At 66.4% G+C, this 21,743-nt stretch carries 16 protein-coding genes and 1 pseudogene; 11 read left to right on the plus strand and 6 right to left on the minus strand.

All coding sequences use genetic code 11. The features are described 5' to 3' along the window. Nucleotides 1-57: 57 nt before the first annotated feature. A pseudogene (locus EU800_RS16795) lies at nt 58-593 on the minus strand (YHS domain-containing (seleno)protein). Between the two features lie 190 nt (nt 594-783). On the opposite strand from EU800_RS16795, the gene polA reads away from it, so the two are divergent. Further along, nucleotides 784-3,576 (plus strand): DNA polymerase I, encoded by a 2,793-nt coding sequence (gene polA / locus EU800_RS16800; RefSeq protein WP_129634183.1) that lies wholly within the window; start codon nt 784-786, stop codon nt 3,574-3,576. Between the two features lie 200 nt (nt 3,577-3,776). Then, on the plus strand, nt 3,777-4,718 hold the full coding sequence (locus tag EU800_RS16805; RefSeq protein ID WP_129634184.1) for a cation diffusion facilitator family transporter: 942 nt from the start codon (nt 3,777-3,779) through the stop codon (nt 4,716-4,718). Nucleotides 4,719-4,729: 11 nt separating this feature from the next. On the opposite strand, the gene EU800_RS16810 is transcribed toward EU800_RS16805, so the two are convergent. After that, nucleotides 4,730-5,308, minus strand: a complete 579-nt coding sequence (locus EU800_RS16810; RefSeq protein WP_242500611.1) for a DUF1285 domain-containing protein — start codon at nt 5,306-5,308, stop codon at nt 4,730-4,732. A gap of 84 nt (nt 5,309-5,392) precedes the next feature. Between EU800_RS16810 and EU800_RS16815 the strand changes: the two genes are divergently transcribed. The 5 genes from EU800_RS16815 to EU800_RS16835 all read left to right on the plus strand — a co-directional run bounded on the left by EU800_RS16815 (nt 5,393) and on the right by EU800_RS16835 (nt 13,064). Beyond that, entirely contained in the window at nt 5,393-6,400 is a 1,008-nt protein-coding gene (locus EU800_RS16815) for a MoxR family ATPase (protein WP_129634186.1), read from the plus strand. Then, nucleotides 6,397-7,275, plus strand: a complete 879-nt coding sequence (locus EU800_RS16820) for a DUF58 domain-containing protein (RefSeq protein WP_129634187.1) — start codon at nt 6,397-6,399, stop codon at nt 7,273-7,275. Before EU800_RS16815 ends, EU800_RS16820 begins: the two co-directional genes overlap by 4 nt. Then, nucleotides 7,275-10,043 (plus strand): DUF4159 domain-containing protein, encoded by a 2,769-nt coding sequence (locus EU800_RS16825; protein WP_129634188.1) that lies wholly within the window; start codon nt 7,275-7,277, stop codon nt 10,041-10,043. The genes EU800_RS16820 and EU800_RS16825 overlap by 1 nt, the downstream gene beginning before the upstream one ends. Then, nucleotides 10,043-12,118 carry a hypothetical protein gene (locus EU800_RS16830; RefSeq protein WP_129634189.1) on the plus strand — a complete coding sequence of 692 codons (2,076 nt, stop codon included), beginning with the start codon at nt 10,043-10,045 and terminating at the stop codon, nt 12,116-12,118. The genes EU800_RS16825 and EU800_RS16830 overlap by 1 nt, the downstream gene beginning before the upstream one ends. Nucleotides 12,119-12,443: 325 nt before the next feature. Beyond that, a complete protein-coding gene (locus tag EU800_RS16835; protein WP_129634190.1) occupies nt 12,444-13,064 on the plus strand; it encodes a C-type lectin domain-containing protein in 621 nt (206 codons plus the stop codon). Nucleotides 13,065-13,115: 51 nt separating this feature from the next. Here the strand turns inward: EU800_RS16835 and EU800_RS16840 are convergent, their stop codons facing one another. Both EU800_RS16840 and EU800_RS16845 read right to left on the minus strand, forming a co-directional pair. Further along, the gene (locus EU800_RS16840) at nt 13,116-13,433 is read right to left on the minus strand and encodes a hypothetical protein (RefSeq protein ID WP_129634191.1); all 318 of its coding nucleotides are present in this window, start codon (nt 13,431-13,433) and stop codon (nt 13,116-13,118) included. Between the two features lie 95 nt (nt 13,434-13,528). Beyond that, nucleotides 13,529-14,227 carry a DUF599 domain-containing protein gene (locus EU800_RS16845; protein WP_129634192.1) on the minus strand — a complete coding sequence of 233 codons (699 nt, stop codon included), beginning with the start codon at nt 14,225-14,227 and terminating at the stop codon, nt 13,529-13,531. An 81-nt stretch (nt 14,228-14,308) separates the two neighbouring features. Here EU800_RS16845 and EU800_RS16850 point away from each other — a divergent pair, with 81 nt between their 5' ends. The 3 genes from EU800_RS16850 to glcF all read left to right on the plus strand — a co-directional run bounded on the left by EU800_RS16850 (nt 14,309) and on the right by glcF (nt 18,261). Beyond that, entirely contained in the window at nt 14,309-15,748 is a 1,440-nt protein-coding gene (locus EU800_RS16850) for an FAD-linked oxidase C-terminal domain-containing protein (RefSeq protein ID WP_129634193.1), read from the plus strand. Nucleotides 15,749-15,836: 88 nt separating this feature from the next. Continuing rightward, nucleotides 15,837-16,952: an FAD-binding protein gene (locus tag EU800_RS16855; protein ID WP_129634234.1), complete on the plus strand. Its 1,116-nt coding sequence runs from the start codon at nt 15,837-15,839 to the stop codon at nt 16,950-16,952. A 13-nt stretch (nt 16,953-16,965) separates the two neighbouring features. Continuing rightward, entirely contained in the window at nt 16,966-18,261 is a 1,296-nt protein-coding gene (gene glcF, locus EU800_RS16860; RefSeq protein WP_129634194.1) for a glycolate oxidase subunit GlcF, read from the plus strand. Nucleotides 18,262-18,298: 37 nt separating this feature from the next. Here the strand turns inward: glcF and EU800_RS16865 are convergent, their stop codons facing one another. After that, nucleotides 18,299-19,747: an amidohydrolase family protein gene (locus EU800_RS16865; RefSeq protein WP_207209930.1), complete on the minus strand. Its 1,449-nt coding sequence runs from the start codon at nt 19,745-19,747 to the stop codon at nt 18,299-18,301. Nucleotides 19,748-19,928: 181 nt separating this feature from the next. Then, nucleotides 19,929-20,954, minus strand: a complete 1,026-nt coding sequence (gene trpS, locus EU800_RS16870; protein ID WP_129634195.1) for a tryptophan--tRNA ligase — start codon at nt 20,952-20,954, stop codon at nt 19,929-19,931. A gap of 73 nt (nt 20,955-21,027) precedes the next feature. Between trpS and EU800_RS16875 the strand changes: the two genes are divergently transcribed. Next, nucleotides 21,028-21,714 carry a rhomboid family intramembrane serine protease gene (locus tag EU800_RS16875; protein WP_129634196.1) on the plus strand — a complete coding sequence of 229 codons (687 nt, stop codon included), beginning with the start codon at nt 21,028-21,030 and terminating at the stop codon, nt 21,712-21,714. The last annotated feature ends 29 nt before the right edge of the window (nt 21,715-21,743 follow it).

A 21,743-nucleotide genomic window follows, 5' to 3' on the forward strand; every position in this document is an offset into this window, starting at 1 on the left:
TTCAATAGCAATTGCTTCGTTCGCGCCCCTTGCTCCCGAATTGTGCGGCCACCGGCCTCACTTCACCGGTGCCGCGGGGGAAAAGTTCGGGATCGGGTCGGTGGAGGCGGGCCGGGCTTCGAGATCGGTCCAGTTCGCCTCAGAGAGGGTCAGGTTGCCGGGAATGTCCGCCTCCCAGAAGCCCACCACGTTTCGCGTGATGTTGAGATAGAGCTTGCCGTCGACGATCCGCCAGAGGTTGGGATTGCCCGGCACCTTGCCGCCCTTGGCCACGCCATAGGCGCAGTGGCCGTCATGCAGTGGCCGTCATATTGTGGCATGAAGGCGTCGGGGTCGGCTAGGAAGCGGTCTCGGTTCGTCTCGCTGGAGAAGGCGAATGTCGCGCCGTCGAACTCTGCGGTGATGTCCGACCGACCCGGAATCGCGGCCGGCTGGGGCGTGCCGATCTCGGACTGTTCGAGGTTGAAATAGGCGACGACATCGTAGCCCGAGACGGCATATCCGTTCGCGGCGGTGTATTCCTCGCCGGCGAGCGCGGCGGCGCCGAGCAGAGCGAGGCCGAGGCCAAGGGCGAAAGCGGGGATGAAACGCATGACATGTCCTTTGCGCGTTGCCAGATCGTGAGACGCCGGATGCCCCTGACGATGAAGGTACGGTCGCAGGCCACGAACACACGATGTCGTGCTTCACCATCCCGTGTTCGCGGCGCCAACCCGCGCGCTCTCTGGCCCTCGGCAGCGGAACGTGGCACCAAGGTGCGGCACGGATCTCGGGGAGCGCGGCATGGCATTCGGCAAGGGACATCACCTGCATCTGATCGACGGGTCGGCCTTCATCTTCCGCGCCTATCACGCGCTGCCGCCACTCACGCGAAAGTCCGACGGCCTGCCCATCGGCGCGGTGGCGGGCTTCTGCAACATGCTGCACCGCTATGTGGAGGCGAATACCGGGCCGGACGCACCGACCCACGCGGCGGTCATCTTCGACTATTCCGGCAAGTCCTTTCGCAACGAGATCTACCCCGACTACAAGGCCAACCGGCCGCCGGCGCCCGAGGACCTCGTGCCGCAATTCCCGCTCACCCGGCAGGCCACGCGGGCCTTCAACATCTCCTGCGAGGAAATTGACGGTTTCGAGGCCGACGACATCATCGCCACGCTCGCCTGTCAGGCCCGGGCGGCCGGCGGGCGGGTGACCATCATTTCCTCTGACAAGGACCTGATGCAACTCGTCGGCGACGGCGTCGAGATGCTCGATGCGATGAAGAACAAGCGGATCGGGATCGAGGAAGTCGAAGAGAAGTTCGGCGTGCGTCCGGACAGGGTGGTGGACGTGCAGGCGCTTGCCGGCGACTCGGTCGACAACGTTCCCGGTGCGCCGGGAATCGGCATCAAGACCGCCGCGCAACTGATTCAGGAATACGGCGATCTCGAAACCCTGCTCGACCGCGCCGAGGAGATCAAGCAGCCGAAGCGGCGCCAGGTGCTGCTCGAGATGCGTGACCAGATCGAGCTCTCCAAGAAGCTGGTGACGCTCGACTGCGCCACGCCGCTCGACTTTTCCCTGGATGACCTCGAGGTCCGAGAGCCGGACCCGGAGGCGCTGCTGGGGTTCCTGGCCGAGATGGAGTTCCGAACGCTCTCCAAGCGCGTTGCCGACAGGCTCGGAGTCGAGCCGCCGGCCATTCCCGAAGCGTCCGCGGAGCAGGCAGCGCAAGAACAGGCGGCGCCGGTTTTCGATGCCGCGGCCTACGACATTGTGCGGACAGCGGAAGAGCTCGATTTCTGGCTCCAGCGGATCGAGGCGTGCGGCAGGGTTGCGGTCGATACCGAGACCACTGGGCTCGACGAGATGACGGCCGAACTCGTCGGCATCTGTCTTGCCACCGAGGCCGGGCAGGCTTGCTACATCCCCGTGGGCCACAAGGCGGGATCGGGTGACGGGCTCTTCGCCGATGAAACGCTGTCCGAGGGCCAAATGCCGCTGAACGAGGCGCTGGAGAAGCTCAGGCCGGTCCTGGAGGATCCGAGCATCCTCAAGATCGGCCAGAACATGAAGTACGACGCGAAGATATTGTCGCGCTACGGCATCGAGATCGCGCCTTATGACGACACGATGCTGCTCTCCTATGCGCTTCATGCGGGCCTGCACGGGCACGGGATGGACACGCTCAGCGAGCGTTACCTCGGCCATGTCCCGATTCCGATCAAGGATCTCATCGGGAGCGGGAAGAGCGCCATCACCTTCGACAAGGTCGCGCTGGACGAGGCGGCGAAATATGCCGCCGAAGATGCGGACGTGACGCTGAGGCTCTGGGATCTGTTCAAGCCGCAACTGCACAAGGCACGGGTCACGACTGTTTACGAAACGCTCGAGCGGCCGCTCGCGCCGGTGCTCGCCCGGATGGAGATGGCCGGTGTGAAGGTCGATCGGGACACGCTCAGCCGCATGTCGAACGCTTTCGCGCAGAAGATGGCGGGACTCGAGGCGGAGATCCACGAGCTGGCCGGCGAAAGCTTCAATGTTGGCAGTCCCAAGCAGCTGGGCGAGATCCTTTTCGACAAGATGGGACTGGAGGGCGGCAAGAAGGGCAAGGCCGGCGCATGGTCGACCCCGGCACAGGTGCTGGAAGACCTTGCGACCGAACACGACCTGCCCGCCCGGGTGCTCGACTGGCGGCAGCTGTCGAAGCTGAAATCGACCTATACCGATGCCTTGCAGGACCACATCAACCCCGAGACCGACCGCGTCCACACTTCCTATATCCAGTCCGGCGCCAATACCGGCCGGCTTGCCTCGACCGATCCCAACCTGCAGAACATCCCGGTGCGCACCGAGGAGGGTCGGCGCATCCGCGAGGCCTTCGTGGCCGACACCGGCAAGGTCCTTGTCAGCCTCGACTATTCCCAAATCGAGCTTCGCATCCTCGCCCATGTTGCCGGCATCGACACGCTGAAACAGGCCTTCCGCGAGGGCCAGGACATCCACGCAATGACCGCGTCGGAAATGTTCGACGTACCCCTCGACGAGATGACGCCGGAGATCCGCCGGCAGGCCAAGGCAATCAATTTCGGCGTGATCTATGGCATCTCTGGCTTCGGACTGGCGCGCAACCTGCGGATTCCGCGGACGAAGGCGCAGGAGTTCATCGACCGGTATTTCGAGCGCTTTCCTGGCATCCGGGACTACATGGACGACACCGTGGCCTTCGCCAAGTCGCATGAGCGGGTGGAGACGCTCTTCGGCCGGCGGATCCACACGCCGGAGATCAACGCCAAGGGGCCGGGTGCGGGGTTTGCAAGGCGCGCGGCAATCAATGCGCCGATTCAAGGAACGGCGGCCGACATCATCCGCCGGGCGATGATCCGGATGGAGGAGGCCATAGAGGGGCTGCCGGCGACGATGCTGTTGCAGGTCCACGACGAGCTGATCTTCGAGGTGGCGGAAGGTGCGGTGGACGAGACGATCGCCCGTGTCCGCGAAGTGATGGAAGGTGCTGCAGAGCCGGCGGTGAAGCTCGACGTACCGCTCGTGGTCGACGCCGGGCAGGGGGCGAACTGGGCCGAAGCGCACTGAAACCGGCGCCGCCAGGATCGTCAATTCCGTTTCGGGATTCGCGCGTCGAGACCCTGTCCCCTCTGAAGCGCGGGACGCGCCCCCAATTTCGAGAACAGGAGGCGGCGCAGATCCGTGATCGGTGATCGCATCGGCGGGTCCTCTTGCCACTGCGCCGCGGATTTGTTCCAAAAGGCCCCGTCAGGACGAGGTCCGCTCCAATGCCACACGACCATCATCATCACCACGCTCATGCCGATCTCGATTCCGGAGACCGGCGGGTTTTTCTGGCCGTTGCAGTCAACGCCGCCCTGACCGTCGTTCAGATCGCCGCCGGGGTGATTTCGGGCTCGCTGGCGCTCATTGCAGATGCGATCCACAATTTCTCGGATGCGCTGTCGCTCGTGATCGCCTTTGCCGCCCGGCGGATCGCACGGCGGCCGGCAGACGAGCACATGACCTTTGGTTACGGCCGCGCCGAAATCGTGGCGGCGCTGATCAATTACACAACACTTATCGTCATCGCCGTCTATCTTGCCGCCGAGGGCGTCAACCGCCTTCTCGATCCGCCCGAGATCGAGGGCTGGCTCGTCGTAATCGTCGCGACAGTGGCGCTGGTGATCGACGCGGCGACGGCGCTGCTCATATTCGGCCTGTCCCGGTCGAGCGTGAACATGCGCGCGGCTTTTCTGCACAACGTGATGGACGCCCTTGGCTCGGTGGCGGTGATCGTCGGTGGCACGCTGATCCTGCTCTACGACTGGCGGCTGGTCGATCCGATCGTGACGCTGATGATCGCCGGCTACATCCTGTGGCACACGCTTCGCGAGATCGGTCCCGTTATCCGAATTCTGATGCTGGCAAGCCCGGAACGGCCGCGTGCGGGCGAGGTACTGGAAGCGATGGGTGATGTCGAGGGGGTGGCCGAGGTGCATCACCTGCACCTGTGGCAGATGGGAGAGCACGAGGTTTCGCTGGAGGCGCATGTCGTGCACGAGGACGGCCATGCGGCCGCGCGGGTCAAGGCCGCACTCAAGAGGTTGCTGGTCGACCGGTTCGACCTGCACCACACCGTCCTGGAAATGGAAAGTGCGGGCGATTGCTGCTTCAACGCGCCGGCGATCGGTCACGGATCCGGCGCCGCGACCCGCGGTCAGGCTTGAAGCGTGCCGCCTCAGGGCAGGTCCTTGGCCGGAATCATCGGAAAGAAGCATCCGCTGGACCAGAGGCCGAACCAGTCTTCGCCGGCATGGGGATGCTCCGCGCCGAGCTCGACCAGCCGGTAGAATGTTTTTCGGTCGATCAGCGCCTCAAGGTTGACGCGGACGAGGAGATAGGGCGCGGGCTCGCCCGTTTCCGGGTCGCGCTCGACGCGGATCGGGTGCTCTGGGCCGGCCGTCACACGGTCGCCGACATTGGTGGTGAAGGCGATCACCTGGTCGGTGTCGGCGCCGGCGGCATTGGCGTCGACCGCGACGAAAGGTGCGTCTTCAACGCGAATCCCCACCTTCTCGACCGGTGTGACCAGGAAATACGCGTCGCCCTCGCGACGCAGGATCGAGGAAAACAACCGCACCAGCGGCGCCCGCCCGATCGGTGTACCCTGATAGAACCAGGTCCCGTCGCGGCGGATTTCCATGTCGATATCGCCGCAAAAGGGCGGATCCCAAAGGTGAACCGGCGGCAGACCGCCGGATATCGACGCCCTTGTGGCGGCCGCGGCAAGGCTCTCGGCAGAGGGTGTCTTGCGCATTTTCCCCGATCCCCTTTTTGTCATTTGTTCCCCGCGAAATATCTGCGTTACTGAGGACGACGTAATTTCCCGAGGACCCACTTCATGGCCGAGCCTATCGAACTTGTCTCCGAAATCGAAGCCCTGGGCGCCAAGCTCGGCGAGGCCAGGGCCTCGATCACCCGCCGATTCATCGGCCAGGAGCGGGTTGTGGACCTCGTTCTGTCGGCGCTTCTCTGCGGTGGGCACGGTTTGCTGATCGGCCTGCCGGGGCTGGGCAAGACGCGGCTGGTGGACACGCTCGGCACCGTGATGGGGCTCGGCACCAACCGGATCCAGTTTACGCCGGACCTGATGCCGGCCGATATTCTGGGGTCCGAGGTTCTCGAAACGGGCGAGGGCGGGCGGCGCGACTTCCGCTTCATCGAGGGGCCGGTATTCTGTCAGTTGCTGATGGCCGACGAGATCAACCGTGCCAGCCCGCGGACACAGTCGGCCCTGTTGCAGGCGATGCAGGAGAAGGAAGTTACCATCGCCGGCGCGCATCGCCCCCTCGGCTCCCCGTTCCACGTTCTGGCGACACAGAACCCGATCGAGCAGGAGGGCACCTATCCGCTGCCCGAGGCGCAGCTCGACCGCTTCCTCGTGCAGATCGACGTGCCCTATCCGGACCGGAAGACCGAGCACGACATCCTGCTGGCCACGACCGGAATCGAGGAGGCACAGTCGCATGCCGTCTTCACCCCCGAGGAGCTTCTGGCGGCACAGGTGGTGCTGCGGCGTATGCCGGTGGGCGAGAAGGTGGTGGAGCTGATCCTCGATCTTGTCCGCGCCTTCCGCCCCGGCGAGCCCGGCGCGCCCGAGGCGGTGACGCGCAGCGTAAGCTGGGGGCCGGGGCCGCGCGCGGCGCAGGCGCTGATGCTGACAGTGCGGGCGCGGGCGCTTCTCGACGGACGGCTCGCACCCTCGACCGAGGACGTGATCGACATGGCCGAGCCGGTGCTCTTGCACCGCATGGCGCTGACCTTTGCCGCCCGCGCCCGGGGCGAGAGCCTTGGCGACCTGATCCAGACCGTGGCGGCTGAAATCGGCCACCGGGAGGCTGCCGCGTGAGCCAGGCAGGCCCGCAACTCAGGACCCGGGCCGAGGGGCTCGCGGCGGCACTTCCGCCATTGCTGGTGCAGGCCGAGCATCTCGCCTCGACCGTGCTGCTTGGCGCGCATGGCCGCCGCCGTGCTGGCACCGGAGACGAGTTCTGGCAATATCGCCCGCTGTCGGAGGGCGACGAGGCGCGGCAGATCGACTGGCGGCGCTCGGCAAAGTCGGACGTTCACTTCATACGCCAGAGGGAGTGGCAGGCTGCGCAATCGGTGGTCATCTGGGTCGACGGCTCGCGCTCGATGGGGTTCTCCGGCGACCGCTCGCGCCCGGCGAAATCCGACCGGGCGCGGCTCCTGGCGCTGGCGCTTTCGGTGTTGCTGGTGCGCGGCGGCGAGCGGGTCGGGCTGGCCAATATCGGTACGCCGCCCCGCTCGGGCCAGGTGCAACTCCTGCGCCTGGCCGAGGCGCTCTCGGATGAACTGTCTGCGGAGGATTACGGCCGCCCGGAGACGCCCGGTCTTCCGCTCCATGCGCGGGCTGTCTTTCTCTCGGATTTCCTCGGCGACATGGACGCGGTCGAGGCGGCGCTTGCCAAGGCGGCCGATCGCGGAGTCCACGGCATGCTCTTCCAGGTGCTCGACCCGGCCGAGGAAAGCTTTCCCTTCGATGGCCGCACGATCTTCGAGAGCATGGGCGGCACGCTCCGGCATGAGACGCTGAAGGCGGGTGAGTTGAAAGAGCGCTATCTCGAACGGCTCGCCGAACGGAAAGACCGGCTGGAGCGTCTCGCGCGCCTTTCCGGCTGGCTCTACACCTGCCACCACACCGGTGACAGCGCACAGACGGCGCTGCTCTGGCTCTACACCGCGCTGGAGCGGACGCGCTGATGTGGATGCTGGGACCGCTCGGGTTCACCGCGCCTCTGCTGCTTCTGGGGCTCCTGGCGCTGCCGGTGCTCTGGATCATCCTGCGTGCGGTGCCGCCAGCACCGATCCGCCGGCGCTTTCCCGGCGTGGCCCTGCTGCTGGGGCTCACCGATGAGGAAACCCAGGCCGACCGCACCCCCTGGTGGCTCCTGCTCCTGAGGATGCTGGCGGCGGCGGCGGTGATCGTGGGCTTTGCCGGCCCGGTGCTGAACCCTCAGAGCGACGAGAGCGGCTCCGGCCCGCTCCTCGTCCTCATTGACGGAACCTGGGCGGATGCCGGCGACTGGACGAAGCGCCGCGACCGGATCGCCGTGGCGCTCGAGGAGGCCGGACGAGCCGGTCGCCCGGTGGCGCTGGCCAGCCGCACCGATCTGGTGCCGGCCCCCCCCGACTTCCTCTCGGCCGATCGCTGGTTGAACCGTCTCGCCGGGCTCGAGCCGCGCCCCTGGTCGCCTGAAGCGGCGGCGCAGGCCGACTGGATCGATGCGCTCGGGACGCAGGATTTCGACACGCTCTGGCTTTCGGACGGCATGGCCGACCCGGCGCGCACAGAGATGCTGGCCGCGCTCGAGGCGCGCGGCGAGGTTCGGGTGATCGAGACGGGCCGCCCGGTGCTCGGTCTGCTTCCGGCAATGTACGTAGATGGAATTGTCGACCTCACAGCACTCCGGACCCGGAGCGGGCTCGAGCAGGCGGCCGAGATCGCCGCGATCGGGCTTGACCCGGCGGGAACCGAACGGCAACTCGCCGTGGTGCCGGTGACCTTCCCTGCCGATGCGACGCGTGCCGAGGTCGACCTGTCGCTGCCGCCCGAACTGCGGAACCGGGTGACCCGGTTCGAGATCACGGGTGCCCGAGCCGCCGGGGCGGTGACACTGACCGATGACAGCCTAAAGCGCCGCGAGGTGGCGCTGATCGCCGGGCGGACCGACCGCGAGGGACTCCAGCTTCTGTCGCCGCTGCACTATCTCGAACAGGCGCTGGCGCCGACCGCCGACCTGATCGACGGCGCGCTCACCGACCTGCTGCTCGCCAACCCGGACGTGATCGTGCTGGCCGATGTCGCCCGGCTCGCGCCCGCCGAGGAGGCGGGGTTGCAGGACTGGGTTGAGAATGGCGGCCTGTTGCTGCGCTTCGCCGGACCGCGGCTCGCGGCCTCGGATGTCAGCCGCGACGCGCTCGACCCGCTGATGCCGGTGCGCCTGCGGCAGGGCGGGCGCAGCGTCGGCGGCGCGATGAGCTGGGGCGAACCAAAGGGTTTGCGCCCCTTCGCCGAGAGCTCGCCCTTCTTCGGCCTGGCGATCCCGGCGGAGGTGACCGTCACGTCGCAGGTCATGGCGCAACCCGATCCCGATCTTTCCCAGAGCGTCATCGCCGCGCTGGAGGACGGCACGCCGCTCGTCACCCGAAAGCGTATGGGCGAGGGGCAGGTGGTGCTCTTCCACGTTACGGCCAATGCCGAATGGTCGAGCCTGCCGCTCTCGGGGCTCTTCGTGCAGATGCTAGAGCGGCTGGCCGTCTCGACTCGCTCCGCCGCGCCCGGTGCCGAGGAACTGTCCGGCACGACCTGGACCGCCGAACGCGTACTCGACGGTTTCGGCCGGATAAGCGACGCGGAGACGCTGGCCGGCGTTCCGGGCGAACGGATCGCCGAGGGCCAGCTCGGCGCGGAGATGCCGCCGGGCCTCTATGCCAATGGCGACCGGCGGCTTGCGGTCAACGTTCTGGGATCCGAAGCCGCCCTCGCGCCGGCCGACTGGCCCGCCCGGATTCCCGTCGAAGGCATGGAGATCGCCGCTGAAACCCGGCTCACCGGGCCGGTGCTGGCGCTTGCACTTGCGCTCTTTGGCCTCGACCTCATTGCCTCGCTCTGGCTCTCCGGCCGGTTGCGGCGGGCGAGCCAGGGCGCGCTGGCCGCGCTGGCGCTGGTGGCGATACTTCCACTTGGCGAGGTGCAGGCGCAGCAATCCGATGACGGTCTCGCGCTTATGGCGACAAACGAGGTCGTGCTCGCTCATGTGATCACGGGTGACGCGCGCACGGACCGCGTTGCCGCCGCCGGCCTGAAGGGCCTGTCCGACACGCTTTACGCCCGAACGTCGGTCGAGCCCACCGACCCGATCGCCGTCAACCTGGAGACGGACGAACTCGCTTTCTTCCCGTTCCTCTACTGGCCGATCGCTCTGGACCAGCCGATCCCATCGGCCGAGGCCTATGCGCGGCTCAACCGTTATCTCCGGTCCGGCGGTATGATCCTGTTTGACACGCGCGACGCCGATATCGGCAGTTTCGGGTCGGGCACTGCGGCCGGTCGCAAGCTCCAGCAACTCGCCCGCCCGCTCGACATCCCGCCGCTGGAACCGATCCCCGAGGATCATGTCCTGACCCGCACCTTCTACCTGTTGCAGGATTTTCCCGGCCGCTTCGCCAGCCGGGACGTCTGGGTCGAGGCGGCACCGGCCGATGCCGAGAGAGCCGACGGCATGCCCTTCCGCAATCTCAACGACAACGTGACGCCGGTGGTGATCGGCGGCAATGACTGGGCCGCGGCATGGGCCGTGGATGAGTATGGCGGTCCGATGTTCCCGGTGGGCCGCGGCCACGCCGGTGACCGGCAGCGGGAAATCGCGCTACGCTTCGGCGTGAACCTCGTCATGCATGTTCTCACCGGCAACTACAAATCCGACCAGGTCCACGTGCCCGACCTCTTGGAAAGGCTCGGCCAGTGATGCGAAGCACCGATATCCTCTTCGATCCGCTGCTGCCCTGGCCGGCAATCTGGGTAGCAGCCGGGCTTGCGACAGTGCTCGTGGGGCTGGCGATCTGGCGTGGCGCGCGCGGCTGGTGGCTGCGCGGGCTCGCGGCCGCCGCGCTGCTGGTTGCTCTCGCCAACCCGTCCTACCAGATCGAACAGCGCGAGCCGCTCTCCGACATCGTCCTGATGGTGGTGGACCGGACCGCCTCGCAACGCATGTCCGACCGCGCCGAGCAGACGGACGCAGCGGCGGACAACCTCCGCGCTGCGGTGGCCGGGATGCCAGGGACCGAGCTGCGCGAGGTGATCCTGACGGATGCCGACGAGAATGCCGGGTCTCTCGCGATGGAAGCATTGGCGGAACTTCTGGCCGAGGTGCCATCGGCGCAGGTGGCCGGCGCGGTCCTTGTCAGCGACGGGCTGGTGCACGACATCGAGCGCGCGCCCGACCTGCCGGCGCCGCTTCACCTGCTGATGACGGGCCGAGAGGCGGATTGGGATCGCCGCCTTGTCCTCAAATCCGCGCCCGCCTTCGCCATCGTCGGCGAAGAGGCGTCGCTGACCCTACGGGTGGAAGACAGCGGCGCGGTGCCGGCGGGGATGCCCGGCGTCGTCACCATGCTGATCGGCATCGACGGCGCGGAGCCTGTGCCGGTGCAGCTTCCCGTTGGCCAGGACGTTGAACTGCCACTGACGCTTTCCCATGGCGGGATGAACGTCGTCCGTCTTGAGGTTGCCGCCGCCGAGGGCGAGTTGACCGACCGCAACAACGCCGCCGTCGTCCAGATCAATGGCGTGCGGGACCGGTTGCGCGTGCTGCTGGTGTCCGGCGAGCCGCATGCCGGCGAGCGTACCTGGCGCAACCTTCTGAAGTCGGACAGTTCGGTGGATCTGGTGCATTTCACCATCCTGCGTCCGCCCGAGAAGCAGGACGGCGTGCCGGTGACCGAGCTGTCGCTGATCGCCTTCCCGACGCGCGAGCTCTTCCTGGAGAAGGTCGACGAGTTCGACCTGATCATCTTCGACCGCTACAAGCGCCGCGGCATCCTGCCGATGCTCTATCTCGACAATGTGCGCCAGTATGTCGAGCGCGGCGGCGCTGTGCTGGTCGCGGCGGGGCCGGATTTCGCCACCGCCGACAGCCTTTTCCGCTCGCCGCTGGGCGAGATCCTGCCAGCGGTGCCCACCGCGCGGGTGATCGAGGAAGGCTACCGGCCGCAGATCACCGAGACCGGCCGCAAGCACCCGGTGACTGAAGGCCTCGACGCGCTCGCCCCGCCTCCGGCGGAGGGGGACACGGAGCCGGGCTGGGGGCGTTGGTTCCGGCTGGTGGAGCTCGAGCCGGAGCGGGGTCAGGTCGTGCTCTCCGGGCTCGAACGTCCGTTGCTGCTTCTTGACCGGGTGGGCGCGGGGCGCGTGGCGCTGCTGGCCTCGGACCACGCATGGCTCTGGTCGCGCGGTTTCGAGGGTGGCGGGCCGCAGCTGGAATTGCTGCGCCGCCTGGCGCACTGGACGATGAAGGAGCCCGATCTCGAGGAGGAGGCACTGACCGCGAGCGCCGAAGGGCTCGACGTGGTGCTGACGCGGCGCACGCTGGGCGATGCGCCAGAGGATGTCGAGGTCACCGCGCCGGATGGCAGCGTCGTGCAGGTGCCGCTGGCCGAGACGGATCCGGGCCGGTTCACCGGCCGGTTCACCGGCACCGAGCCGGGTCTCTACCGGCTGGCCGAGGGGGATCTCACCGGCGTCGTGGCGCTCGGACCGGCGGCTCCGAAGGAATTCGAGGACACCATCGCCACCGATGCGCGTCTCCGGGCCGCCATCGACGCCCGCCGGGGCGGCGCGCCGCGGTTGGAAGAGGGGCCGGTGCGGCTGCGCGAGGTGCGTGAGGGTCGAAGCGCGGCCGGGCGTGGCTGGATCGGCATCACTCCGCGGGGCGCCTACCGGACGGCAGATGTGACGATCATCCCGCTGGTCGCGCCGCTCTTGTTCCTGATTCTGGCGACCGGGTTGATGATCGGGGCCTGGCTGCGCGAGGGTCGGCGCTGAACCCAGCCCGCGCCACCCGGAAAAGACCCTCGCAAGAGCATCGTTCTGCCAGAATCCAACACCAGGCTCCTTGCATCGAAATCGATGCGAAATTCGGGTTTCACGACAATGACCGAGTGTGCCATTGAGTGCACCAACGGGCCCGACCGCCCGCGCCAACGGCGCATGTGTCGGGTGGCTCGCGCCGTTTCGCGCGTCGAAAACGCGACAGGTCGGAGATGTCGCGACCTCAACCCGACCTTCGACCGAATCCCGCGCCGGGCGTCTTGCACCGGCCCGGTGTTCGATTATGTCTCCCGTGGTTTAACGATTGGACAAGAGTGTGATGGTTACACGAGTTCTGCTTGCCGCCGTATTCGGTGTGGCGGCAACGGCCTCTCTTGCGCTTCCGGTTCAATGGACCGTTGAGGATGGCGGCAACGGCCACTGGTATGAATATATTCTCGACTGGAACGCGTCCTGGTACGATGCGGCGGAAGATGCCGCCGCCCGGAGCTATATGGGCGCCGCTGGCGACCTGGTCACAATAACCTCTGCCGAGGAAAACGCTTTTGTCCGCCAGATTGCGGACGCGCAGTATCCCTGGGGCGGGTCGACCAATATCCATATCGGGCTCCGCGACACCGCGGAATTCGGCCAACAAGGCACCTGGGAATGGGCGGTCGGCCCGGAAGCCGGAGACAGCCAAGACGGTGGCTACACGAACTGGACCAATGGCCAGGCTCCGGGCATATGGGGCGGCGACTACGCGATGATGAACACGAGCGGCACTTGGTTCGACACCTATTTCGACGAGGCGACTGGCGGCTACAGGGCGCCCTATGTCGTCGAATACTCCGTTGCCCCGTCCGAGGATTTATCGCCGGCGATCCCGCTCCCGGCGAGCTTGCCGCTTCTGGCCGCCGCGCTTGCCGGGGTGACCGTCGCGCGCCGTCGCCGGCGCTGACAACCGGCCCTCTCCAGTCGGGCAGAACGGGACGCAACGTCCCTGCCGAGGTCATTCGTCGGCGGGCAACGTGAAGGGTACTGACGTGCCCGACCAGCCCTCGACCCGCGTGCTGGCCTCGATGGCGACCTCGCGGATGTCACGGGGTATATCCACGTTCGCAAGCGAGCGCGTGAAGGGTTGCTCGTTGACATGCGGGTGGACCAGCACGCGGGTGCCAAGAACGGTTCCGTCAGGCGCAAGCACGCGCCAGCCGTCGGCATAGTCCTCCCAGCCGGTATCGTCGTGGCGGAGCGTGACCGAGAAGGTCCAGCCGGACGCGCCCGGACGCGCTTCGACCGCTTCGATCACCGCGGGATCGGCGGCCACGGCGGAAGGCGTGGTTTACAGGACGGCGAGGAAGAGCGCGGGTTTCATGCGCCGAGTCTGCCATCCTTGGAACTGTTCCGGCGGTCACGATCGCGTCAGCGATCTTCGGGCAGCAGAAGCAACCGGCTGGTGGAGGCGAATTCGCGTCGCCAGATCATCGCCGTGACCGCCAGCGTGCCGAAGATCAGCGGCAGCGCACCGGCCAGCCAGGCCGTCGCCCCGAGGGCGAAATAGACCGAGCGCATGCCGCGGTTGAAGGCGCGGGCGGCGCGCGAACTGAGCTTGGCAGCCTGGGACGCGCGCGGATAGGCCTCGGGAACCTCGGGATCGTTCGGCACCGCGGCCATGAGCACTGCGCAATAGCCGAACTGGCGATGCGACCAGACGAAGGCGAGGAACGCGCTGACGAGGAATAGGATGACGGGGAGGAGCTTGAGTTCCCAGAGGATCTCGGGCGTCTGGACGGGCACGAGGTCGCCCGCCACGTCGCTGAGCGGCTTCGGGTTGGCGAGCAGCGCCAGCCCGCCGCCGATGGCGATCATCGTCGATGAGGCGAAGAAGAGGGTGCCTTGCCGCAGCGTGCCGAGGATCGTGGCGTCGAAGATGCGCGGTTGCCGGGTGACCATCTCGCGCATCCAGTCCTCGCGATGGGCCAGCATCAGGTTCGATACGGATCGTCGGCCGCCCATGTCGTGTTCGATCCGCCATCCGATCCCGAACCAGCAAACAATGAGCAGCGCCAGCGCGGTGATATCGAGCCATGAGAGCATTGAGAATGCGTCGGTGATCGTCATGGCGAGACACTAGCGCCGAAATGTTCCCTTGCCAGCCGGCAAAATCGGTTTTTAGATCTGTTGAGTTCGGGGAGGACAGCCATGGAGATGCCGGTTCCTGCTGCGGCGGTGATCGCGCGCAAGGACAGGATCGTCGCGCGGTTGCGCGAGCTCTTGCCGGGGGATGCGGTAATTTCGGCGCCGGGCGAGCTTCGGGCCTACGAATGCGATGCGCTTGCGGCCTATGCCTGCCCACCGCTGGCAGCGGTCTTGCCGGGGTCGACCGAGGAGGTCGCCGCGATTCTGCGCCTCTGCCATGCCGAAGGCGTGCCTGTGGTGCCGCGCGGCGCGGGCACCTCGCTCGCCGGTGGGGCTCTTCCGACGGCCGATTGCGTGATCCTGGGGGTCGCGCGGATGACCGAGGTGCTCGAGATCGACACCGCCAGCCGCTTCATTCGCGTCCAGGCCGGGCGGACCAACCTCTCGGTGTCCGAGGCGGTGGCCGACGCGGATTTCTTCTATGCGCCGGACCCGTCGAGCCAGCTTGCCTGCGCCATCGCCGGCAATATCGCGATGAACTCGGGCGGTGCGCATTGCCTGAAATACGGGGTGACGACGAACAATCTCCTGGGCGTGACCATGGTGCTTATGGACGGCACCGTGGTCGAGCTCGGCGGCGCGCATCTCGATGCCGGCGGCTATGACCTTCTGGGGCTCGTCTGTGGCTCGGAGGGGCAGCTTGGCGTGGTGACGGAGGCGACCCTGCGCATCCTTCCGAAGCCCGAAGGGGCGCGCCCGGTTCTGATGGGGTTTTCGAGCAACGAGGTCGCGGGGCGCTGCGTCTCGGACATCATCAAGGCAGGCGTGCTGCCGGTGGCGATCGAGTTCATGGACCGCCCCTGCATCCGCGCCACCGAAGCCTTCTCCGGCGCCGGCTATCCCGATTGCGAGGCGCTGCTGATCGTCGAGGTCGAGGGGGCGCCGGCGGAGATCGACGAGCAACTGGCCAAGATCCTCGCCATCGCGCGCAGCCATGACCCGGTGGAATTGCGCGAAAGCCGGTCGGAAGAGGAATCGGCCCGGATCTGGCTGGGGCGGAAATCGGCCTTTGGGGCGATGGGGCAGATCGGCGACTACATGTGTCTCGACGGCACGATCCCGGTTTCGGCGCTGCCGGAAGTGCTGCGGCGGATCGGCGAGATGAGCCAGGAGTTCGGGCTCCGGGTGGGCAATGTGTTCCACGCCGGCGACGGCAACATGCACCCGCTGATCCTCTATGACGCCAACAAGCCCGGAGACCTCGAACTCTGCGAGCGCTTCGGAGCGGAGATCCTGAAGCTCTGCGTCGAGGCAGGCGGGTGCCTCACTGGCGAGCACGGGGTCGGCGTGGAGAAGCGGGAGTTGATGGCGCACCAGTTCGGGCCGCAGGATCTCGAGATACAGATGGCGGTGAAGGACGTGTTTGATCCGAAATGGCTGCTGAACCCGGCGAAGGTGTTCCCTCTCGAGGCGTCGGCCGCGCGCCGGGAGTCTCCGGCATGAGGGGGCTGTCTGCCCCCTCTGTGCCTTGCGGCAAATTCACCCCCGAGGATGTGTGCAAGCAGAAAAAGCCGGGACGGTGCGTGGCATGTTGAGACCGGAAAGCGAGGGCGCATTGGCGGAGATCATCCGCAATGCGGAGGGCCCGCTGGCGATCCGGGGCGGCGGGACGCGGCCGGTTGGGCGTCCGGTTGCGGGCGAGGATCTGTCCCTGGTCGGGATAGCGGGGATTGCGCTCTACGAGCCCGGGGCGCTGACGCTGGTGGCGGCTGCTGGGACGTCGCTGGCCGCGGCCGAGGCGGCGCTGGCCGCGGAGGGTCAGCGCCTTGCCTTCGAGCCGATGGATCATCGCGTCCTGCTCGGCACCTCGGGCGAACCGACGATCGGCGGCGTCGTGGCGGCGAATGTTTCCGGCCCGCGGCGGATCCAGGCCGGTGCCTGCCGCGATAGCCTGCTCGGCCTGCGTTTTGTCGACGGGCGCGGCGAGATCGTCAAGAACGGGGGGCGGGTGATGAAGAACGTCACCGGCTACGATCTGGTGAAGCTGCTGGCGGGCAGTCGCGGCACGCTCGGGGTTTTGACGGAGGTCAGCCTGAAGGTGCTGCCCGCGCCCGAGACGGCGGCAGGGCTGACGATTGCCGGGCTCGGGATCGAAGAGGCGGTGGCGGCGATGTCGGCGGCGCTCGGCTCGCCGTTCGAGGTGACCGGCGCGGCGCATCTACCGGCGGAGCGCCTCACGCATTTGCGGATCGAGGGGTTCGAGGCCTCCGTGGCCTACCGGGCGCGACGGTTGCAGGCGGCGATGTCACGCTTCGGTCCGGTGGACATCGAAGACGATACCGGGCGCTTGGCCACCCTTTGGGCCGGGTTGCGTGACGTGGCACCGTTGGCCGGCAAACCCGGAGAGGTCTGGAGGATCTCGGTGATGCCCTCTGAGGCGGTGTCCGTGGCAGCGGCCCTTCCGGAGGCGGAGCTGCTGCTCGACTGGGGCGGCGGGCGGGTCTGGGCGCGGGTTCGGGATGGGTTCGATCTCAGGACGGCACTGGCCGGCATCCGGGGGCATGCGACCCTGGTGAAAGCGTCCGAGACGCGGCGCTCCGCGGGCGGCGTGTTTCAACCGCAGCCGGCGGCGGTGGGGACGCTGGAGGACGGGCTTCGGTCCCGGTTTGATCCGCGCGGGATCCTGAACACCGGACTGATGTCGTAGGGAGCTCGGGCGAATGCAGACAAACTTCACCGAGGCCCAGCTGGCCGACCCGGGCATCGCGCGCGCGAACGAGATCCTGCGCGCCTGCGTGCATTGCGGCTTCTGCACCGCGACCTGTCCGAGCTACCAGGTGCTTGGCGACGAACTCGACAGCCCGCGGGGACGGATCTACCTGATCAAGGACATGCTGGAGAACGACCGCCCGGCGGACGCCGATGTTACCCGGCATATCGACCGTTGCCTGGGCTGCCTTGCCTGCATGTCGACCTGTCCCTCGGGGGTGCATTACGCGCATCTTGTCGATCTCGCGCGGGAGCATATCGAGGACACCTACCGGCGGCCTTTTACCGACCGCGCGTTGCGCTGGCTGCTGGCCCGGATCCTGCCCTATCCGGGGCGGTTCCGGCTGGCGATGCTGGGCGCGAAGATCGGGCGTCCGTTTCGGCGGTTGCTGCCGGACGCGCGGCTCAGGGCGATGCTCGAGATGGCGCCGAAGCGGATCCCGCCGGTGAGCCGGAACGACGATCCGCAGGTCTTTGCCGCGCGCGGGGCGCGGCGGATGCGGGTGGCGCTGATGACCGGCTGCGCGCAACGGGCGCTCGACACGGACATCAACGACGCCACCATCCGGCTCCTGCGGCGGCTGGGCTGCGAGGTGGTTGTGGCCGAGGGGCAGGGCTGTTGCGGGGCGCTGACCCACCACATGGGAAAGGGCGACGAAGCGCGGGAGACGGCAGGAAAAAACATCGCGGCCTGGTGGCGGGAGATGCAGGGCGAGGGGCTCGATGCCATCGTCATCAACACATCGGGCTGCGGGACGACCGTGAAGGATTACGGGCATCTGTTCCGGGGGCATGTGCTGGCCGAACCCGCGGCGGCGGTGGCGGCGATTGCGCGGGACGTCTCGGAGGTTCTTGTCGACCTGCTGCCCGAGGCGGCCGCGCCGGAGAAGCTGCGAGTCGCCTATCACGCCGCCTGTTCGCTGCAGCATGGCCAGCAGGTGAAGACGGCGCCGAAAGTCCTTTTGAAGCGGGCGGGGTTCGAGGTGGTGGAGCCGGCCGACCCGCACCTCTGCTGCGGCTCGGCGGGAACCTACAACCTCTTGCAGCCGGAAATCTCCGCCGAATTAAAGGCGCGGAAAGTCCGCACGCTGGAGGCGAAGGCGCCGGAGGTCATCGCGGCGGGAAATATCGGTTGCATGATGCAGATCGGCGCGGGGACGGAGGTGCCGGTGGTCCACACGGTTGAGCTTCTCGACTGGGCGACGGGCGGGCCGCGGCCGCGCAAGCTCGATCCAACGGCATTGTGAGGGCGAGGCGGCTTCACAGGAGCCGCTCGGCGCCATGTCACTCCAGCGTGTTCTTGTAGATCACGCCGTCCTTCATGATGATGTCGAAATTGGTCTCCGGATCGCTCACGAGGTCGAGATTCTCCAGCGGGTTGCCATCGACAAGGATCATGTCGGCATAGGCACCTTCCTCGATCACGCCGAGCGGGCCCAAAGGATAGGGCGTGAGCTCGCCGGACAGCGCCAGCAGTTCGGCATTGTCGCAGGTCGCCATCTTTAGTGCTTCGTAGGGTGTGAACCAATTCTGCAATTTCGCGAGCTGTGCGCCCTGACGTCTGGCGAGATCGGCGCTGAAGAGGGTGTCGGTGCCGAAAGCGATCTTCACCCCCAGCTCCTTGGCCGTGCGATAGACGAAATCGGTGCCGTCGGTGACGAATTGGTATTTCGCTTTCTGGAAATCGTTCAAGGCAGGCGCGTCCTCGTCATCGAGGAAGGGCTGCATGCTGAGCCAGGCGCCTTCGTTCTTCATCCGCTGCAATGTTTCGCGAGTCGCCATCTGGCCGTGCTCGATGCTCTTGACGCCGGCGTCGAGGGAGTGATTGACGGCCTCGTCATTGATCGCGTGGGTCATCACGTATGTTCCCCAGTTCTCTGCCGCTTCGACAGCCGCTTCGAGTTCCGCATTTGTGAACTGCTTGGTGTGGATCGGATCGTAGGAAGACGTCACGCCGCCGCCTGCCGTCAGCTTGATCTGCGTCGCGCCCTGCATCAAATTCTCGCGCACGCGTCTCAGGACTTCGGGTACGCCGTCGGCAATGTAGAACATGTCTGACGTTTCCAAGGGATGCAACTTGTCGGGCGTTGCGGGCACGTCCTTGGTCATCCGAAAGTCCTGGTGACCTGCAGTCTGAGAAATGACGGGTCCGGCGGGGAACACCCTGGGGCCCTCGATCAGGCCTTCGTTGGTTGCGCGAACAATGTCGAACATTGGTCCGCCAGCGTCCCGAACGGTTGTGAAGCCGCGATAGAGAGTGTCACGCTGTGCAACGGCAGTTTGCAGGTTCCAGTAACCTTCGTTTGTCGCGGCGAGCTGCGGAATTGTTGCCGTGGCAAATACTCCGTGCCAGTGGGCATCGATCAGGCCGGGCATCAGCACGCGGCCGTCAGCGTCGATGATCGTCGCGAACTCGGGTGGCTCGAGGTCAGGGCCGATACGGGAAATCAGGTTGCCCGCTACGAAAACGTCCTGACCTTCCAGCAGGTCGGGGGAGCATCCGGTGAAGATCTTCGCGCCACGGATCAGCACCGCATTGGGCGTTCCGTCCGAATTGCCGTTCTGGGCATTGGCGTCGGCGGAAATGACGGTAGCAGCGGTGCAGAGGAGAAGTGTCAGGGCGCGCATGAAAACCTCCATTTGGGGAATGGGTCGCGGTTCAATTTTCACGGCCGGCCGTTGTGATGGAAGAGAAGCCGTTCTCCTCTCCCAATAACCCGGCTCTACGCGCACCGTATGCGCTGGTGTCTTGTCCTTTAAACGGTGATGTAGAGCGCCCGATCGTTTTGAAAGCGCTGCCTTGCCTTGACTGGGCCAACGCCAGCAATCCGCGATACCGCCCCTCGCCGGAAAATCCGGCGGATCATGCAGGTCGTCGAGGCGTGGGGCGCGCGCGGCCCACGCCTCTTGCGGATCAGCGTCCCACCAGTCCGACGATGCGGAAGGTCTCGCTCAGGATCGGCTCGGCGATCTCGCGCGCCTGGTCTGCGCCATGCGCGAGGATGCGGTCGATCTCGGCCGGGTCGGCCATGAGGCGCTTCATCTCCGTCGAGATCGGTCCGAGCTTCTCGACCGCGAGGTCCGCCAGTGCCGGCTTGAACCGGCCCCAGCCGGCGCCGGCATACTCTGCGATAACCTCTTCGTCAGTCCGACCGGAGAGGCCGGCATAGATGTCGACGAGGTTCTTCGCCTCCGGACGGCCGGCGAGATCCTCCATCGACTCAGGGAGCGGCTCAGGGTCGGTCTTGGCCTTCTTGAACTTCTTCGCGATCGTGTCGGCATCGTCTGTCATGTTGATGCGTTCCATGTCGCTCTCGCCCGACTTCGACATCTTCTTGGTGCCGTCGCGCAGGTTCATCACCCGCGTTGCCGGGCCCTCGATCACCGGTTCGGTCTCGGGGAAGAAGGCGACCTTGAAGTCGTGGTTGAATTTCTGCGCAATGTCGCGCGTCAATTCCACATGCTGCTTCTGGTCCTCGCCCACGGGCACGTGGGTGGCGTGATAGAGCAGGATGTCTGAGGCCATGAGCGCTGGATAGGCATAGAGGCCGAGCGAAGCCTTCTCGGCGTTCTCGCCGGCCTTGTCCTTGAACTGGGTCATCCGGTTCATCCAGCCCATCCGCGCGACGCAGCTGAAGATCCAGCCGAGCTCGGTATGGGCCGAGACCTGGCTCTGGTTGAAAAGGATGGACTTCGTGGGATCGATTCCGGAAGCGAGATAGCCCGCGGCGACCTCGCGGGTGGCCGAGTGCAGGACGGCCGGGTCCTGCCAGACGGTGATCGCGTGCAGGTCGACCACGCAATAGATCGTCTCGTGGGTGCCGGCTTCCTGCCAGTCCACGAACCGCTTGATGGCGCCGAGGTAATTGCCGAGGGTCAGGCCCCCGGAGGGCTTGATCCCGGAAAAGACGCGCGGGGTGAACGAAGGCTCTTCGGACATGTCGGGCTCCGGCTGGAAATTCGGACTTCGCTCGCTTACCCATGCAGGGAAATCGCGTCAACCGGAGGCCGCCATGCAGCCCGATCACGACAGCCCGTTCAATTCGATCCCGCCCGTGGTGGTGGCGCTTGTGCTGGCGCTTTTCGGCGTAGAGATCCTGTTCTTCCTGTCGCGGAACGGACTTTTTGGCGGCATGCGCGGCGGTGACGACCTGCGCTATCTCGCGATCCAGGATTTCGCATTTTCGGCGGAGGCCCTGCAGTGGATGATCGAAACATCGCGATGGCCGTTTGATTTCCTCAAGCGCTTCGTCACCTATCTCTTCATCCACGGCTCCTTCGTTCATGTCACGATGGTCTGCGTCTTCGTGCTCGCGCTCGGCAAGATGGTGGGCGAGACCTTCCGGCAATGGACGGTGCTGGTGATCTTCTTCGGTTCCGGCATCGCCGGCGCGCTGGCCTTCGGGCTGGTCTCGGGGCAGGGCGACTGGCTCTTCGGCGGGTATCCGGGGGCCTACGGGTTGATCGGCGCCTTCACCTTCATCCTCTGGGTCGGCTACGGGCGCTCGGGGCAGAACCAGCTTCAGGCGTTCCGGCTGATCGGATTCCTAATGGGGATCCAGCTCATCTTCGGTTTCCTGTTCGGCGCGAACAAGGACTGGGTGGCGGAACTGGCGGGGTTCGGCGCGGGCTTCGTGCTGTCGGGGATCGTGCAACCGGGCGGCTGGGCGGCGCTCCTTCGAACGATGCGGCAACGCTAGCGCAGAGCGATCCGGGGCGCAGAAACCTC

It is taken from the genome of Tropicimonas sp. IMCC6043 (genome assembly GCF_004146235.1).
Lineage (GTDB): Bacteria > Pseudomonadota > Alphaproteobacteria > Rhodobacterales > Rhodobacteraceae > Tropicimonas.